The 16,762-nt window shown below is 66.6% G+C and carries 12 protein-coding genes; 11 read left to right on the top strand and 1 reads right to left on the bottom strand.

Annotated elements, in window-relative coordinates:
- Window positions 1-3: 3 nt before the first annotated feature.
- Window positions 4-1,155, bottom strand: coding sequence for an FAD-binding oxidoreductase (locus HSRCO_RS02170; RefSeq protein ID WP_259518756.1), 1,152 nt, complete (start codon window positions 1,153-1,155; stop codon window positions 4-6).
- Between the two features lie 126 nt (window positions 1,156-1,281).
- Here HSRCO_RS02170 and HSRCO_RS02165 point away from each other — a divergent pair, with 126 nt between their 5' ends.
- The 11 genes from HSRCO_RS02165 to HSRCO_RS02115 all read left to right on the top strand — a co-directional run bounded on the left by HSRCO_RS02165 (window position 1,282) and on the right by HSRCO_RS02115 (window position 16,731).
- Window positions 1,282-2,265, top strand: a complete 984-nt coding sequence (locus HSRCO_RS02165; RefSeq protein WP_259518755.1) for an ornithine cyclodeaminase family protein — start codon at window positions 1,282-1,284, stop codon at window positions 2,263-2,265.
- Window positions 2,266-2,429: 164 nt separating this feature from the next.
- Window positions 2,430-2,837, top strand: a complete 408-nt coding sequence (locus tag HSRCO_RS02160; protein WP_259518754.1) for a universal stress protein — start codon at window positions 2,430-2,432, stop codon at window positions 2,835-2,837.
- 1,033 nt (window positions 2,838-3,870) lie between these two features.
- The gene (locus tag HSRCO_RS02155; RefSeq protein ID WP_259518753.1) at window positions 3,871-6,510 is read left to right on the top strand and encodes a valine--tRNA ligase; all 2,640 of its coding nucleotides are present in this window, start codon (window positions 3,871-3,873) and stop codon (window positions 6,508-6,510) included.
- A gap of 399 nt (window positions 6,511-6,909) precedes the next feature.
- Window positions 6,910-9,861 (top strand): molybdopterin-dependent oxidoreductase, encoded by a 2,952-nt coding sequence (locus HSRCO_RS02150; RefSeq protein WP_259518752.1) that lies wholly within the window; start codon window positions 6,910-6,912, stop codon window positions 9,859-9,861.
- Complete coding sequence (locus tag HSRCO_RS02145; protein ID WP_259518751.1) at window positions 9,858-10,412, top strand: 4Fe-4S dicluster domain-containing protein; 555 nt, start codon at window positions 9,858-9,860, stop codon at window positions 10,410-10,412. The genes HSRCO_RS02150 and HSRCO_RS02145 overlap by 4 nt, the downstream gene beginning before the upstream one ends.
- 23 nt (window positions 10,413-10,435) lie before the next feature.
- Entirely contained in the window at window positions 10,436-10,723 is a 288-nt protein-coding gene (locus tag HSRCO_RS02140) for a hypothetical protein (RefSeq protein ID WP_259518750.1), read from the top strand.
- Entirely contained in the window at window positions 10,720-11,667 is a 948-nt protein-coding gene (locus HSRCO_RS02135) for a cytochrome b/b6 domain-containing protein (RefSeq protein WP_259518749.1), read from the top strand. Before HSRCO_RS02140 ends, HSRCO_RS02135 begins: the two co-directional genes overlap by 4 nt.
- A complete protein-coding gene (locus HSRCO_RS02130; protein ID WP_259518748.1) occupies window positions 11,664-12,272 on the top strand; it encodes a molecular chaperone in 609 nt (202 codons plus the stop codon). Before HSRCO_RS02135 ends, HSRCO_RS02130 begins: the two co-directional genes overlap by 4 nt.
- Window positions 12,269-14,269, top strand: a complete 2,001-nt coding sequence (locus HSRCO_RS02125) for a 4Fe-4S binding protein (RefSeq protein ID WP_259518747.1) — start codon at window positions 12,269-12,271, stop codon at window positions 14,267-14,269. The genes HSRCO_RS02130 and HSRCO_RS02125 overlap by 4 nt, the downstream gene beginning before the upstream one ends.
- Complete coding sequence (locus tag HSRCO_RS02120; RefSeq protein ID WP_259518746.1) at window positions 14,250-16,118, top strand: aldehyde ferredoxin oxidoreductase family protein; 1,869 nt, start codon at window positions 14,250-14,252, stop codon at window positions 16,116-16,118. The genes HSRCO_RS02125 and HSRCO_RS02120 overlap by 20 nt, the downstream gene beginning before the upstream one ends.
- Window positions 16,111-16,731, top strand: coding sequence for a molybdenum cofactor guanylyltransferase (locus HSRCO_RS02115; protein ID WP_259518745.1), 621 nt, complete (start codon window positions 16,111-16,113; stop codon window positions 16,729-16,731). The genes HSRCO_RS02120 and HSRCO_RS02115 overlap by 8 nt, the downstream gene beginning before the upstream one ends.
- Window positions 16,732-16,762: the final 31 nt, after the last annotated feature.

The raw sequence follows: 16,762 nt of genomic DNA, 5'->3' as shown, positions 1-16,762 counted from the left end.
CGTTCAGGCCACGTTCCGTTCGTCGATCAGGTCCCCCGTCTCGAACCGATCGCTGGTCAGCTGTGAGACGTCGACGAGCGACGGCTCGCCGTCGAAGATCAGTTCCGTGACGATCTGGCCCGTCGCCGGCGCCTGCTGGAAGCCGTGACCGGAGAAGCCGATCGCCGAGACCAATCCCGGGATGGTCTCCTCGAGAATAGGATGATGGTCGGGCGTCACGGCGTACAGTCCCGCCCAGCCCCGACGGATTCGGGCGTCCGGGCCGAAGTACCCCGCCACGTCCGTCGCCAGTTCGAGGGCCTCGATCTGCCAGTCCATGTCGGGGCGCTGTGAGTAGTGATCCGGGTCCCGGTCCGGATCGTCTTCGTCGTCGAAGTGCCCGCCGACCAGTGCGGTCCCCTCCCGCTCGGGGCGGAAGTATACGCCCGTCTCCAGATCGATCGTCAGCGGCACCGATTCGGGGAGTTCTCGCTGGGGCTCGACGACGAGCACCTGCCGCCGCTTGGGACGGACGGGCACCGAGACCTCGGCCATCTCGGCCACCCGGTGTGCCCAGGGACCGGCGGCGTTGACGACGAAGTCGGTCTCGACACGCTCGCCCTCGACCTCGACGCCCGTCACGGCGCCATCCGTCGTGAGGACGTCGGTCACCGCCGTCTTCGTCTCGACGGCGCCGCCGACCGCGGGAACGGCCTGGGCGAACCCCTGCAAGGCCAGGTGGGGGTCGGCGAACCCGTCCGTGTCGAGGTACATCCCCACGCGGAACTTCGCCGCGTCGAGTTCCGGGACGATATCTGCCGCCCGTTCCGGGTCGACGAGTTCGGTCGGGACGCCCAGGTCGTTTTGCATCGCCACCGTCTCGCGAAACTGCTCGGCCACGTCCGCCGAGCGGGCGAGAAAGAGATAGCCGGATCGGCGGTAGTCGATGTCCTCGCCGAACTCCTCCTCGAAGCGATCCCAGACTTCGATACTCCGATCGGAGAGTTTCACGTTCACGGGCGTGGAGAACTGTCGTCGAATCCCGCCAGCCGACCGCTCCGTGCTCCCGTTCCCGATGCCCCCCTGCTCGTAGACGGTAACGTCGGCGCCACGGCGTGCGAGATAGTACCCGCTGGCCATCCCGATAATTCCGCCACCGATAACTGCCACTCGCATACTCCACCGTCGATAGTGCAGGACCTTAATTCACTACGCTCCCGGCGACCCCGCGGTAAGAGACCGATCTCGATCGCTCGAAGGGTAAACGATAAGGACCGGAACGGAGAGAGTAGTGTGTAAACGATGCGCATACTCACCGCCTCCGACGTCCGGTCAGTCCTGGAGATGGATACGGTACTTGACGTCATCGAGGACGCCTTCGAGAAGCAACGGACTGGCGATGTCGAACGGCCGGACCGACCACACTATCCGGTCGGCATCGGTCGCAACCAAGCGGCGCCCGACGAGCCGTACGGAACCGGGCTGGTCATGCCGGCGTACATCCACGGCGCCCCGTACTTCGCGACGAAACTGGTGAGCGTCCACGATGGCAATCCCGACCGGGGCCTCCCGACGGTCAACGCACAGATCGCGGTGAACGACGCGGAAACCGGGCTTCCTGTCGCTCTGATGGACGGGACCCACGTGACGAGCGCTCGCACCGGCGCGATCGGCGGGCTGGCCGCTCGGCATCTGACGACGGGCGATCTCGCGATCGGCGTCGTGGGAGCGGGGACACAGGCGCGATGGCAGATCCGCGCGATCGACGCCGCCACCACCATCGAATCGGTGACGTTCTTCGACCTCGACGGGGAGATCCTCGACGCGGCGGTCGCCGAACTCGACGACGAAATCGAGGCGCCGGTGACGGCCGCCGACAGCGCAGCCACGGCTGTCGCGGGGGCGGACCTCGTCGTCACGGCGACGACCAGCCCAGCACCGGTGTTCGACGGGAAGGAACTCGGCGACGACACCGTCGTGGTCGCGATCGGCGCCTACACGCCGGAGATGCAGGAGATCGGGCCGACGACCTTCGAACGCGCCGCAGCCGTCTTCGCCGACGTCCCCGAGGAAGTCGCCGACATCGGCGACGTCCGCGAGGCCCCGATCGACGAAGACGACCTGCTACCGTACGGCGATCTTCTCGCCGGCGCGGTCGACCCCCCAGACGGCATCGTGGTCGTCGACAGCGTCGGGTCGGCCGTCATGGACGCCGCCACCGCCGAGTACGTCTACGACCTGGCGGACGAACGGGACCTGGGGACCGTCGTCGACCTGGCCGATTGAACGGGCGAGGACCTCGGTCGAATGACGGGTTCGAAACGTGGCCGAATCCGGTCGGAGCAGCAACCGACGTGCGCTGCGAACGCCGAATTCGGCGGGCGAGCGGCGGTCGCCGGTTTCAACAGTAAATATAAATATATCTATCTTAAACGACAGAAGTGGTTGCAATGTACACCGTCCTTTTGCCACTGGACAGCGACGAGGCGCGGGCACGGCGTCAGGCCGAATACGTACGGAAATTGCCCTGTTCGGCGGAGGAAGTCCACGCGATCCTCGTCCATACGATGACCGGGGAGGAGCGATCGACACCCGCCGAAATGCAGCGCGCGGACCGAATCGGGACCGTACGGACGGCCAAGCGACTCCTCGAAGACGCCGGGATCGAGACGGAAGCCCGGGACATTTCCCATCCGCCGAGCGAGGGGATCCTCGAGATCGCAGCAGCCGAGGACGTCGACGAGATCGTCATGGGCGGCCGGAAACGAAGTCCCGCGGAGAAGGCGATTCTGGGCAGTATCACACAATCGGTGATCCTCAACGCGGACGTCCCGGTCACCGTCACCGGGAGTGGGTGAACCGATCGGCCACGTCGTCCGTCGCCGACAGTACTGAATCGTGCTCGATCCCGGATGTTCCGCGTCGGTCGTAATTATTTAGTAACTGATTGTTTTTCATTGCTACCAGAATTTATACGATTTACAGCGGGCGTCGACACTTCGATCCAGCGAGTTCCCGTACCGGCGCCAGCACCCAATCTCCCGGCAGTGAAGGTTAACCGGCGCTTCGATGGGGCCGCCAGGTCTCGCCGTCCAGACCCGGCAGTACCCTCGCCAGAAACGACAGCATGCGCCGCCGCGGGCGACTCGAAAGGGCACCACCACGACCAGTTTCCCCGTTAGCGGCCTCGGGCGGAGAGATCGACGGGTTCGGCCGCCGATAGACGCCATTTCGGCCCTTCCTGTCCGGTCGCACCGATCCGCGAAACGAGAGTGTCGGTGGAGTCGGACATCGCGGCGTACTCCGGAACGAGAGGTCGGCTGTCCTCGATGGCGATCACTCGATCCGACCCCTTCTCCGTGTATTTACCAATTCTATGATTGTAATCGTTTTCCGATACGTTTGGCCGACTCCTGGCCGGACGGGGTGCTGACCTGATTCGAACCGTCGGACTGCACCGTCGGTGACGACGGTGCTCTCGGCAGGGGCAACACTGGTGGTCTGTTCGCGTTCAGTCGTCGTGGCTGCCCACTGTCGTCGGAACACGTACCCCCGACAACCAGCCCGACGAGCACGGTCCTGGTCGCCGTCTTGATGAGTCGGCCGCATCGTATACTCATGACCACCCGCAACTGGAGAACGGGGGTCCAGTTTCGGGCAGCCGTGAATCTGGACTGTCCGCGAGGGTCGGTCACGCATGCTGTCCGAACGGGGCCACACCGAGGGCCACGCCTGTCCGAGACGGCAATCTTTATCAGCGGGCGCGCGTGTGATGCGAGTATGCGCGTCGTTGCATCCGCCGTAGTACGTCGATAGGCTCGCGCAGTCAACGGTGACGCGCGATTCTCTCGGGCACTCCACGGGCAGCGACGAATCCGGACCCCTCAATCCATGACTGACGACATTCCAGCCGAGTACGAACCGAACGAGATCGAGCCGAAGTGGCAACGGGCGTGGCAGGACTCCGACGTCTACGAGTACACCGACACGGGCGCGACCGACTACATCGTCGACACGCCCCCGCCCTACCCGACCGGCGACCTCCACATCGGCCACGGGCTGAACTGGTCGTACATGGACTTCGCCGCCCGGTATCACCGCCTCAAGGGCGAGGACGTGCTCTTCCCGCAGGGATGGGACTGCCACGGCCTCCCCACCGAGGTCAAAGTCGAGGAGATCCACGACATCCACCGGACGGACGTTCCCCGAGAGGAGTTTCGGGAGATGTGCGTCGAGCAGACGGAGACCCAGATCGACTCGATGAAGGAGACGATGATCGAACTGGGGTTCTCCCAGGACTGGTCGGCGGAGTTCCGTACGATGGACGACTCCTACTGGGAGAAGACCCAGCGGTCGTTCGTCGCCATGGCCGACGACGAGTACGTCTACCGCGACGAACACCCCGTCAACTGGTGTCCGCGGTGTCAGACCGCCATCGCCGACGCCGAGGTGGAAAACGAGGACCGTGAGGGCACACTCTACGACATCACGTTCCCCGGCGTCGACGGCGAGGACGTCGTCATCGCCACGACCCGCCCGGAACTGCTCGCCGCGACCGGGGCCGTCGCCGTCCATCCCGACGACGAACGCTACGACGGACGGGTGGGCGACACCGTCGAGGTACCCCTGTTCGGCCAGGAGATCGAGATCATCGAGGACGAAGAGGTCGACCCGGACTTCGGATCCGGCGCCGTGATGATCTCGACGTTCGGGGACAAACAGGACGTCACCTGGTGGGCCGAGTACGACCTCGAACTCCGTTCGGTGCTGACCGAAGACGGCACCCTCTCCGCCGAGGCGGGCGAGTACGAAGGGCTGACCATCGACGAAGCCAAAGCACAGATTCCGAAAGACCTCGACGCAGCGGGCGTGCTCGAGGGCAGCGAACCGGTCGAGCAGTCCGTCGGCACCTGCTGGCGGTGTGATACGCCAATCGAGATCCTCTCGAAAGACCAGTGGTTCGTCGAGGTGCGCAAAGAGGAGATCCTCGAGAAGGCCCGGGAGGTCGAGTGGATCCCCGAGCACATGTACGCCCGCCTCGAGGAGTGGACCGAGGGGATGGACTGGGACTGGGTCATCTCCCGCCAGCGCGTGTTCGCGACGCCGATCCCCGCCTGGCAGTGCGAGGAGTGTGGCCACTGGCACATCGCGGACGGGGACGAACTCCCGGTCGACCCGACCGATGCCGAACCCGCGATCGACGCCTGCCCAGAGTGCGGCGGCGAGTCCTGGGCCGGCGAGAGCGACGTGATGGACACCTGGATGGACTCCTCGATCACGCCGCTGCACGTCTCCGGGTGGCCGGACGACCTCGGTCTCGATGAGTTCGAACCGGTCTCCCTGCGCCCACAGGGACACGACATCATTCGCACCTGGGCGTTCTACACCCTCCTGCGGACCGGCGGCCTGACGGGCGAGAAGCCCTGGGAGACCATCCTGATCAATGGGATGGTCTTCGGGCCGGACGGGAACAAGATGAGCAAGTCGCGGGGCAACGTCGTCCAGCCCGACGAGGCCATCGAGGAGCACTCCGCGGACGCCGTCCGCCAGGCGCTCGCCCTGGGCGGCCAGCCAGGGAGCGACGTGCAGTTCCAGTGGAAGGAAGTCACCGCCGCCTCGCGGTTCCTTACGAAACTCTGGAACATCGTCCGCTTCGCCAACGGCCACTTCGATGCGGACACCGCCGACATCCAGGACCCGGCCTACCGCGACGCGGACCGCTGGATCCTCTCGAAGGCGACCCAGGTCGCCGCGGACGTCGAAGCGCAGATGGAGGAGTACCGCTACGACGCGGCCCTCCAGCAGGTCCGAGAGTTCGTCTGGAGCGACCTCGCCGACGACTACGTCGAGCTCGTGAAGGGACGACTGTACGGCGGGCGACCCGGCGAGCGCGACGCGGCACGCAAGGCCCTCTACACCGTCATCTCGGCCGCACTCCGCATGCTCTCGCCGTTCAGCCCACACATCACCGACGAGCTCTGGCACCACCTGCCGGGCACCGAGGGAAGCGTCCATGCCGCGACGTGGCCACAGATCGACGTCACCGACGAGGACGCAGAGGAAGCCGGGGCGATCATCGCGGAGACCGCCCGCGAGATCCGCGCCTGGAAATCCGAACAAGGGTTGCCCCTCAACGCCGACCTCGAACGGGTCGAGGTCTACTTCGACGAACCGCGCGAGCGGGGCGTCGACACCTACGACCTGAGCGAGACGGTCAACGCCCCGATCCGGATGATGGAGGGGCGCCCGGACGTCGAGTTGACGCCGGTCGAGGTCGACCCCGACGAATCGAAGATCGGTCCCGAGTTCCGGTCGAAGGCCGGCGACGTCATGGCGGCGTTACAGGCGGCGGATCCGGCCGAGGTCCAGGCCAGCCTCGATAGCGGCGGTGCCTTCGAGGTCGACATCGGCGACGAGGTCGTCGAACTCGACCGGGATATGGTCGCCGTCGAAGAGGAGTTCCGGGCCGGGAGCGGCGAGGAGGTCGCGGTCATCGACGTCGCCTTCGGGACCGTCCTCGTCTTCCCCTAGTCTGGCCGGTCGCCGACGTTCACCGCTGCCCGCTCACTCTTGTCGTACGGAATCGGATCGCATCGCGATTGAATATCACGAATATTCTATCGAGAATCGCGGCAGAGACGCCGATGTCGCCCCCAGGTCTCGTACAAGACCACAACACCGACGAGCGCCCACGTCCCGGCGTAACGATAAATGGACACGTTTTCGCCGCACTCGACGCATCGTAACTGGATTCGAATGAAACCTCCATTATGATTGGGAGTATTGTACAATATTAACGGGCCGTAGAAGGTGGTGAATCGGAATCGTGCCGCTGTATGGTATTTTCTGCCGAATTTCGTACCGCATATTAAATGACCATTGTATATTGGACTCAATACTATGGGGCGTTAGGCAAAACTAATGCACTGTATGTCGAGTCTCGAACTCGAACGCCGGAACTTCCTCAAAGCGGCTAGCGGTACGGCGCTGGCCGCTGCCGCGGGTAGCGGACGAGTTCTGGCCGAAAGTGGCACCGAAGACGACGACGCGGGCGAGACGGGGTCCGCCGACCCCGAAACCGTCAAGACCATCTGTACGCACTGCGCGGTCGGCTGCGGTCTCAAGATGGAGGTCGAAGAGGACGCGGTCGTGGGCCAGCAAACCTGGAACGACCACCCGATCAACCAGGGCGGACTCTGTGCGAAGGGCGCGAGCCTCGTGGACACCGTCAACTCCGAGACCCGGCTCAAAGAGCCGATGAAAAAGGAGAACGGCGAGTGGGTCCCGGTCAGCTGGGAGGAGGCCCTCGACGACATCGCCAGCGAACTCTCGCGGGTGCGTGAAGAGTACGGTCCGGACAGCACCTTCTGGATGGGGTCGGCGAAGGTCAGCAACGAAGAGGCCTACATGTTCCGCAAGTTCGCGGCCTTCTACGGGACGAACAACGTGGACCATCAGGCCCGTATCTGTCACTCTACCACCGTCGCCGGTCTCGCGAACACCTGGGGCTTTGGCGCCCAGACCAACCCGATCAACGACTTCCAGCACCAGGACGCCACCCTCATCATCGGGCACAACACCACCGAGTCACACCCGGTGATGATGCAGTACGTGCAGGCGGCCCAGCGCAACGGCGGCACCGTCATCAATGCGGAGCCCCGCTTTACGAAGACGTCCGCGCAGTCCGACGAGTTCGTCCGGTTCCGCCCTGGCACGGACGTCCCCTTCATCTACGGCCTGCTCTATCACATCGTCTTCAACCTCGAGGCCCACGACGAGGCGTTCATCCGCGACCGGGTCTACGGGTGGAAAGACGTCAAGGAGACCATTCGCGAGTACGACCTGGAGACCGTCTCCGACATCACCTGGGTCGACGTCGCGGACCTCAAATCCGTCGCCGAGACGCTGGCGAACGCCGAATCGAGTACCGTCGACTGGGCGATGGGCGCGACCCAGCACACCAATGGCACCCAGAACATCCGCGTCTACGCCATCCTCAACCTCGCGCTGGGACACGCCGCGCAGTCGGGCGGCGGGGCGAACCCGCTCCGTGGGCACGACAACGTCCAGGGCGCGACGGACACGTGTATCCTCTCGCATACGCTCCCCGGGTATTACGGGCTCGGGGCGGGCGCCTGGGACCACTGGTCGTCGGTCTGGGACCAGACGCCGAGCACCAGCGGGTCGACGTCCTACGAGGACATGCGCTCGCGGTTCCACAGCACCGATCTGATGGAGAAAAACGGCCTCACGGTCTCGCGGTGGTACGAGGCCGCCCACCCCGACGCCGAGGCGGGTACCGACTTCCACCAGCCGAACCCGCTGAAGGCCGCCGTCATCTGGGGGCACTCGCTGAACTCCATCAGCGAGATGAAACGCATGAAGGAGGCCATGGAGAACATGGATATCATCGTGGGCGTCGATCCCTACCCCGCGTTGACCTCCTCGCTGCCGGACCGGGACGACGGCATCTACCTGTTGCCCGCCGCGACCCAGCTCGAGGCCGAGGGCAGCGTTACGAACTCCAACCGGTCGATCCAGTGGCGCTCGCGGGCGGTCACCCCGCGACACAACTCCCGGACGGACTTCGAGATCATGCAGGATCTCGCCGACCGACTGGGCTTCGGCGAGCACTTCGATTACGAGGAGGTCGAAGACGTCACCCGCGAGTGGAACCTCGGCATGCGGACGATCGGCATGATCGGACAGACGCCCGAGCGGATCAAGGCCCATATGGAGAACGCGGGCGTATTCAGCTCGGACGACCTCAAGGCAGAGGTCACCGACGACCACCCGCTGGCCGGCGATTACTTCGGGCTGCCATGGCCCTCGTGGCACGACGAGCACCCGGGCACGCCCATCCTCTACGACGACAGCAAACCGCCCGCCGAAGGTGGCCTCGACTTCCGTGCCCGCTGGGGAACGGAGGGACCCGCCGGGACGCTGCTCCGCGAGCCCTACGAACCGGACTGGTACGACGGCACCGTCGAGGGCGTTCCGCAGTACCCGATGTGGCATACCGTCCTGCCGGACCCGGAGACGCCGGCGGCCAAGACCATCCCGATCGAGTACGCCGAACGCGAGGACATGTCGGTCTACGACGCCGCGAAGGCCCTCGCCGAAGCGGGCCACGACGTCGACCCCGAGGAGTACAGCGAGTTCGACGCCGAACAGCCCGATCCCCCGACCGGTCGTGGACGGGCCCGAATGACGGCGGAGAACCTCCACGATCCGGTCCCCATCCACCGCGAACCCGTCGAGACCCCCCGCCCCGACCTGGCCGAGGAGTATCCCAACTACGACCGCCTGGAGGACCTCTATCGGGTCAACCTCGACAACGCGGGCAACCAGCGCGAGCGGCTGAACATGGTCGACGAGCGACCGCTGATCATGACGACCGGCCGGCAGGTCGAGCACACCGGCGGCGGCGCGGAGACCCGAAACAACCCGTACACCGCCGAGCGTGCACCGATGATGTACGCCGAGCTCAACCCGGCGGTCGCCAACGAGATCGGCGTGGAGACCGGCGAGTGGATCACGGTCGGCACCGACCGCGGAACGATCGTCGTCCAGGCGAAGGTCACCGAGCGGGTCAACCAGGAGGAGATCTTCCTCCCGTTCCACTGGGGCGGCGTCTTCGAAGGCGAATCGCTCGCCGATCGGTATCCCGACGGTCTCGAGCCGCTGGCCATCGGGGACTCGGCCAACATCGGCACCTCCGACGGCTACGACCCACAGACGATGATGCAAGAGACGAAAGCGAACCTCGCGCTCGTCGAGAAGGCGAGCGCGGACCAGATCCCCGACCTCCCGGACGAACAGCTCGCCTTCCAGCAGGAGAAGGGATACGTCCGCACCCCGCTCGGAGGTGATGGCGAATGACGCTGCGCGTCGTTCCCGACGGCGACCGCTGTATCGACTGCGGCGGCTGTGAGGTCGCCTGCAAGGTCGAGTGGGACGTCCCCCACTCGGCCGAGCGTATCGAGGTCGTGACCCACAACGAGGGCGAGGAGGGGACCCGCTATTCGGGCGGCGAGTCCCACACGCCGATGCAGTGCTATAACTGCGAGGAGGCGCCCTGTATCGACGTGTGTCCGACCGACGCCCTCCACCGCGACGAGCACGGTCTCGTGCAGGTCGACCAGGACACCTGTATCGGCTGTTCGTACTGTTCGTGGGCCTGTCCGTTCGGCGCCCCCCAGTACCCCGAGGAATCGGCCACTACCGGCGGGGCCGGGACCATGGACAAGTGTACGACCTGTGTCGATCGCCTCGAAGACGGCGAGGAGCCGGCCTGCGTGGAGACCTGTCCGACGGACGCCCTGGTCTTCGGGACGCCGGGGGAGATCGCCTCCGAGCTCCGCAGTCGCGGGAGCGAGACCGCCTTCAGCGCCGCGGAGTCCGAGGTCGTCTTCGGCGTGGGAAGTGACTGACTCGACTCTCCCATTACCGAACGATGAACACCAAGACACTCAGACACGCCGTGGCGGCCTCCGGAGCGGTCATCGTCGCCGGCGTGGTGTTGTTCGCCCTGGACGCCGCCGCACCCGGTCTCACGACCGGCGTCTGGATGCGTGATACGCTCGCGACCGTCGCCGGCCAGCCCGCCCAGTACGAGGCGTACACTGGCACGTGGCTGCTCGCGCGGGGAATCGTCGGGCTGTACGTGACCGGCGTGGTCGCCGGAGTGTCCGTCCTCCTGCTCCTCGGCCTCAAACGGTCCGACACGGAGGCGATCGCATGAGCGACGGCCACGCGGATACCGGCGGATTGGTGCGGTTCACCGGCGTCCAGGTGTACGTCCACCTCCTGCTGGCGGCCTCGATCCTATCCCTGCTGCTGACGGGACTGGGCATCACCTTCGGGAGCCACGTCGGGTGGATCGCGGCGCTCGTCGGGAGCGACAATCTGATCCTGGTCCACGTGCTGGTGGGGGTTCTCCTCTTCGTCGTCCTCCTCTACTACGCGTTTTACGTCCTGCTGGGGCTTTTTACCGGCGACGTTCCCACCGCCTGGCTCCCGGACGGCGAGACCGTTCGCGAAGCCATCGCCTACGCGAAGTGGGCCGTCGGCGTGGGCCCCAAACCGACCGCGGGGAAGTACACCTGGATCCAGAAATCGGAGATCCTGATCATCGCCGCGGAGTCCCTCGTCCTGGTCGCCACCGGACTGGTGTTGACCTTCCCTGGATTGCTACTGGCCTACAAGCCGTCGTTTTTGATCGTCAGCGACGTGCACGCAGTGGTCGCCTACACGCTGCTGATGGGCGTGACCTACCATCTCTGGGACACCCACATGGTCGAATTCCCCCTGGACGAGTCCATGTTCACGGGCCGCGTTTCGGTCGAACGCGCCCGCAAGGAGTGGGCCGACTGGGTCGGTGACGGCCGCGTCGCCGCCGACGGCGGGTCCACGGCTCGTCGGACACCAGAGGTCGCCGGCGCCATCGGCGTCCTCGTCGTCTTCGCCGTCGTCTACTCCGGGATCGTTCTGGACCGCGTGCTGGCACCCCTGCCAGGCACCGGGGAGACGCTGCTATTCGACCTCGAACCCGGCGCACTCATGGGCGGCAGCCTCGGGTTCGTCTGGACGATCGGATTGAATCTGGTGGCGATCGTCCTCCTGGCCGGACTGCTCGCCCTGTTCTACGGCCTCTCCCTGCGACTCACCGGAGACACTGACCTATGACTCCCACAACTGACCCCGACGCGGAATCGACGCTCGCCCAGCTATACGACTTCGCCGCCACCGCCTTCGCGGATCCACCGACGGAGGCGTGGGTCCGTACGCTGCACGACGGTGCACTCCCGGACCCGGCCGTCGCGCCGGACGATCGACTCGCTGCCGGCCTCGAGGCGCTTCGGACGTGGGCCGACGGGGTCGAGGACCCCGCCGAGGAGGCAGATCGCCTGGCGACCGAGTACACGCGCCTGTTCGTGGGCCCGCGACCGCAACTCCAGATCCACGAATCCTGGTACGCCGGCGACTTCCTCGGCGAACCACTCGCAGCGGTGTCCCGGGACTACGACGCACTGGGTATCGAACCGGCGGCCGACCTCAAAGAGGAAGCCGACCACGCGGCCGTAGAACTCGCCGCGCTCCGGGAACTCTCCAACCGAGCGGCGAGCGATCCCGACGCGAAAGTTCGGTTCCTCGCGGCACACGGTGACTGGTTCGACGCGCTGGCCGCGGACGTCCGGGAAACGGCCGACGGCCCGTTCTACCCAGCCGTGGCCGACGTCGCGGCGGGACTGGTCGCCGTCGACATGGACAGGCTGGAGGTCGATCGATGAGCCACGTCGTCGCCGTCGTGAGTGACTGCCGGGGCACCGCGGCTATCGATAGAGAGGCGGTCGCCGGGGCCCTGACCGCGGCCGAGACGGTGACGACCCCATCACTATCGGCCCACGCGGCGGACCTCAGGGACCGAGTCCTCGACGCCGATCCGGATGCGGTGCTCCTGATCGCTGGCGACGATCCGATCCGCGAGTCGTTCCGCGCGGCGCTCGAGGACGCCGACATTCAGACGGCGACGATCAGCCCGTACCTGGGTGCCGGCCAGCAAGAACCACAGGCGACCGCGATCGTCGCCGGCGCGGGTAATGCCGAGCTCGCGGCGATGCCCGACCGCGCCGACTTCGTTCACGAGACGGCCGACGAACGCGACGACGTCGTGGTGGTCGGCGATCCGACGGCGGCCACCGATCTGGCCGCGGTCGCCGACGTCACGCTACTCGCCGACGGTCGGGAACTCTCCGCAGCGTCGATGCCGAACGACGTTGCGGTTCGACCCGGAACGGTCGTCGACGTCACCCAGGCCGAAAGCGGGTACGAACTCACCGTCTCCAGTCGCGTGACGCCGGACTGCACCGGCTGTGGGCGCTGTCTCAGACAGTATCCCGAGGCCACCACGAACGTCCCGGTCGCCGTCGAAACCGACGAACCGATCGGCGGAGTCTGTCCCGTCGACGCGATCCGCCCGGCCGACGACCCGTACACGGACACGCTCGCCGCCGACCAGATCGTGTGGCCGGAGTACGACGGCGATCTGGCGGACACCATCTGGATGCACACCGAGAGCGCCGGCGTCACGGCGGCGGTGCGCGAGGCGGCCGACCGTCGACACGCCGAACCGGTCACCGTCGACGCCGAGACCTGTGCGGTCGGTCGGAACGGCCAGGCCGGCTGTTCAGCCTGCGAGGCGGCCTGTCCGAACGACGCAATCGAGGTCTCGATCGCCGGCGATGGCGGCGTACGGATCAGGCCGGACCGCTGTGTCGCCTGTGGCACCTGCGTGTCTGTCTGTCCCACCGATTCGATCGAGCCCACCCGGACATTCGACGTCGCCACCCACGCGAGGATGGTCCGCGACGCCGTCGGGCCGCTCCTCGAGACACACGAGATCGGTGGGGGGTTGCTGTCGCGCGGCACCGAACCGGTTCCCTTCGCCGTCGCCTTCGTCAGTGACGGCGTTCGGCCGGCGTTCGAGGCGGCGCTAACCGGACGGCCGACCCCACCGGTGATTCCGATCACGGTGCCGAACGTGCTGGCCGTTCCCGACGCAGTCGCCGAGTACGTGGTCGCACTCGGTGCCGACGGCGTATTGTTGGCGAGCGACCCCGAACGGCCCCTCGACCCCGTGACGGAAACCGCCCGGTCGGCGAACCGCGCGCTCGCGGATATCGGCGTCGGCGAACGCGTCCACGTCGCCGATACCGCCTCGCCGGCCGGCCTCGCCGAGACGCTGTCCACGATGCTGCCGTCCGACGCCCGCGAAGCGGCCGAGACCGGTGCCGTCTCCCTCGACTCCCGACACGCGCTCGGCCGGGATGCCACCGTGGCGATGGTCGCCGACCAGGGCGGTGGGACGGTGACCGTGACTGCACCGGGAGTGGGAGAGGTGGCCGTCGAGGAGTCGGCGTGCACGCTCTGTGATACCTGTGACAACCTCTGTCCGACCGGTGCACTCACCCAGTCCGACGGCACGCTGTCCTTCGATCCGGCGGCCTGTGTCGGCTGTGGGCTCTGCGAGACCGGCTGTCCGGAAGACGCCATCACGGTCACGGAGACGATCACCGTCGAAGCGGGATCGCTCGGAGACACTCGGACGGTCGTCGAGCAGGACCGCGTGGAGTGTCGAGTGTGTGGGGAACCGTTCGCATCGCAGTCCGGACTGGACGCGATGCGCGACCGACTCGACGATGCGAGCCTCGAGGCGCTCGACCTCGAGGTGTGCCCGTCATGTAGAACGATGGAGGGACGCCCAACCGATGGACGGATTCCACGGTAACCTCCTGGCAGTCGACCTCGACGACCGCACCGTCGAGACCGTCGGGATTCCGGACCGCTGGCTCAGCGACCACCTGGGTGGCCGCGGCCTCGGAATTCGGCTCCTGCTCGAGCGGCAGTCGGCGGACGTCGATCCACTGGGTCCCGAGAACACGCTGGTCTTCACCACCGGGCCGCTGACCGGAACGGGGGTCCCTGGGGCGTCCCGGGTCTGGGTCGGAAGTAAATCGCCACTCACCGGCAGTCTCGGCGAGTCCTTCGCTGGCGGCCGGTTCGGACGGCAGCTCGCGCTCTCCGGGTTCGACGGCGTGGTTATCCGGGGTACCGCGGACGAACCGGTCGTCCTCGAAGTGACCGATGGCGACCCCGCGTTGCGTCCCGCGGCGGACCAGTGGGGTCGGCGGGTGGACGACTGTACCGGCGACCTCGCTCCGGGCGCCCGATCGGCCGCCTGCATCGGACCGGCCGGCGAGCGACAGGTTCGCATCGCCGCCATCATCACGGACGACGCCCGGGCCGCCGCCGGGCGGGGGCTGGCGGCCGTCATGGGTGCCAAACGGCTCAAAGGCGTCGTGGTCGGGGGTTCGACGCCGCCACCGATCGCGGATCCCGACCGCCTGCAGGAAGAGCGGACCGCGTTCATGCGGTCGCTCCGGGAGAACGACCGCCTGATGGCCTGGGGCGAGTTCGGGACGACGACCAACGTCGAGATCCTGAACGAGCGAGGAATGCTCCCGACGAAGAACTTCGCGGACGGCTCGTTCGAGGGAGCGGCCGAGATCGGCGGTGCAGCCCTCGATGGGCTCACCGTCGACCAACACGGCTGTGTCAACTGCCCGGTGAAGTGCAAGAACACGGTCTCGACGACGATCGACGAGGAGACCGTGCGAACCGGCGGCCCGGAGTACGAGACTATCGTCTCCTTCGGCAGCCTCGTGATGAACGACGACCTCGCGACGATCACCGAGGCGAATCGCCGCTGTAACGCCTACGGCCTGGATACGATCGGTACGGGTCACGCCATCGCGGCGGCCATGGAGGCCACGGAGCGCTACGAGTGGGGCGATTCCCGGGCGATCCTCGAACTGATCGAGAAGATCGCCCACCGCGAGGGGATCGGCGTGGTCCTGGCTGACGGCCCGAAGGCGACCGAGGACGCCCTCGAACTGGACGGCGGCGTCGCTCATATCAAGGGCGCGCCGGCGAGTATGCACGATCCCCGGGGCAAGAAGGGGGTTGGACTCTCGGCGGCGGTCTCGCCGCGCGGCGGTACCCACACCGAGGGGTTCGACGACGCACTGCTGGAGCGGGCGGCCGTGGAGACGGCGCTCCCCGTCGACACCGGCCTGGCCATGGCCGAGACGACGGGGAAACCGGAAGCGGTGATCGTCTTCGAGAACGCCCAGAGCTTCGTGAACTCGCTCGTGTTCTGTTCACACCTCGTGACCACGGTCGGGCGCGACCGGAACTACCGGGACATCGTCAGTCTCGTCGCGGCCACCACCGGGCTAGACCTGGACGTCGATGCCTCCCTGCGCATCGGCGAGCGAAACTTCACACTCGGGAAGATTTTCGCGGCCCGGGAAGGGTTCACGGTCGATCACGACGACCTGCCCGACCGACTCCGCCAGCCGATCCAGGGGTCGCCGGCCGGCACCGACTTGCCGGAGCTATCGTTCTCCGCAGACGAACTCGCGACGATGCGAGAACGCTACTACGATCTGCGCGGGTGGACCGACGAGGGTATCGAGCCGGGAACCCTCGAACGGCTGGGTCTCGGCGACCTGATCGACGACCGAGGGGCAGTCAGTCGGTCGCACCCGCGAACGGCCACCCCAACCGATGTCTGAGACGGTCGCCCGCACCGCGGTCGTCGTCTGTGGCGGTGCCTCGAAGCGGTTCGGCGACCAGGATAAAGTGTTCGCCGACCTCGCCGGCCGCCCGCTCGTCCGGCACGTGACCGACCGCGTCGATCCGGTCGTCGACGAGGTCGTCGTCAACTGTCACCCACGCCAGCGATCACAGCTGGACGCCGTCTTCGAGGACACGGCCGTCACCGTTGCCCCCGACGAGCGGCCGAACGCGGGACCGCTGGCCGGAATGCGGCGCGGACTCGACGCCGCGAACGGGCGGTACGCGGTGGTTCTGGCCTGCGATATGCCCTTCGTCGACCGGGACTTCCTCGCCTTTCTCTTCGATCGGGCCGCGCAGGTCGAGGCGGCGCTCCCGCGACAGGACGAGGGGTGGTATCAGCCGCTGCAGGCAGTCTACGCCGTCGAGCCGTTCGTCGACGCGCTCGACGACGCGCTCGAAGGCGGCGTCGAACGCCCGATCGAACCCGCCTTCGAGCTCAATCACGTCGTCGTCTGGAATCCGGACGCCGTGGCGTCCACCGACACGTTCTTCAACGTCAATACGCCGGAAGACTTGCGGACTGCCGCGACCCGGATCGACCGGTCGTAGGTCCGGGAGGCCTTTCTCGGCGCCAGCGTAA

It is taken from the genome of Halanaeroarchaeum sp. HSR-CO (genome assembly GCF_024972755.1).
GTDB lineage: Archaea > Halobacteriota > Halobacteria > Halobacteriales > Halobacteriaceae > Halanaeroarchaeum.
Note: the sequence above shows the minus strand (reverse complement) of the source record. Positions and strands in the feature narration are given on the sequence as shown.

What these genes read in the sequence shown, in the direction of transcription:
- HSRCO_RS02170 (WP_259518756.1), bottom strand. Translation starts at nt 1,155, where the DNA reads ATGCGAGTGGCAGTTATCGGTGGCGGAATTATCGGGATGGCCAGCGGG.
- HSRCO_RS02165 (WP_259518755.1), top strand. Translation starts at nt 1,282, where the DNA reads ATGCGCATACTCACCGCCTCCGACGTCCGGTCAGTCCTGGAGATGGAT.
- HSRCO_RS02160 (WP_259518754.1), top strand. Translation starts at nt 2,430, where the DNA reads ATGTACACCGTCCTTTTGCCACTGGACAGCGACGAGGCGCGGGCACGG.
- HSRCO_RS02155 (WP_259518753.1), top strand. Translation starts at nt 3,871, where the DNA reads ATGACTGACGACATTCCAGCCGAGTACGAACCGAACGAGATCGAGCCG.
- HSRCO_RS02150 (WP_259518752.1), top strand. Translation starts at nt 6,910, where the DNA reads ATGTCGAGTCTCGAACTCGAACGCCGGAACTTCCTCAAAGCGGCTAGC.
- HSRCO_RS02145 (WP_259518751.1), top strand. Translation starts at nt 9,858, where the DNA reads ATGACGCTGCGCGTCGTTCCCGACGGCGACCGCTGTATCGACTGCGGC.
- HSRCO_RS02140 (WP_259518750.1), top strand. Translation starts at nt 10,436, where the DNA reads ATGAACACCAAGACACTCAGACACGCCGTGGCGGCCTCCGGAGCGGTC.
- HSRCO_RS02135 (WP_259518749.1), top strand. Translation starts at nt 10,720, where the DNA reads ATGAGCGACGGCCACGCGGATACCGGCGGATTGGTGCGGTTCACCGGC.
- HSRCO_RS02130 (WP_259518748.1), top strand. Translation starts at nt 11,664, where the DNA reads ATGACTCCCACAACTGACCCCGACGCGGAATCGACGCTCGCCCAGCTA.
- HSRCO_RS02125 (WP_259518747.1), top strand. Translation starts at nt 12,269, where the DNA reads ATGAGCCACGTCGTCGCCGTCGTGAGTGACTGCCGGGGCACCGCGGCT.
- HSRCO_RS02120 (WP_259518746.1), top strand. Translation starts at nt 14,250, where the DNA reads ATGGACGGATTCCACGGTAACCTCCTGGCAGTCGACCTCGACGACCGC.
- HSRCO_RS02115 (WP_259518745.1), top strand. Translation starts at nt 16,111, where the DNA reads ATGTCTGAGACGGTCGCCCGCACCGCGGTCGTCGTCTGTGGCGGTGCC.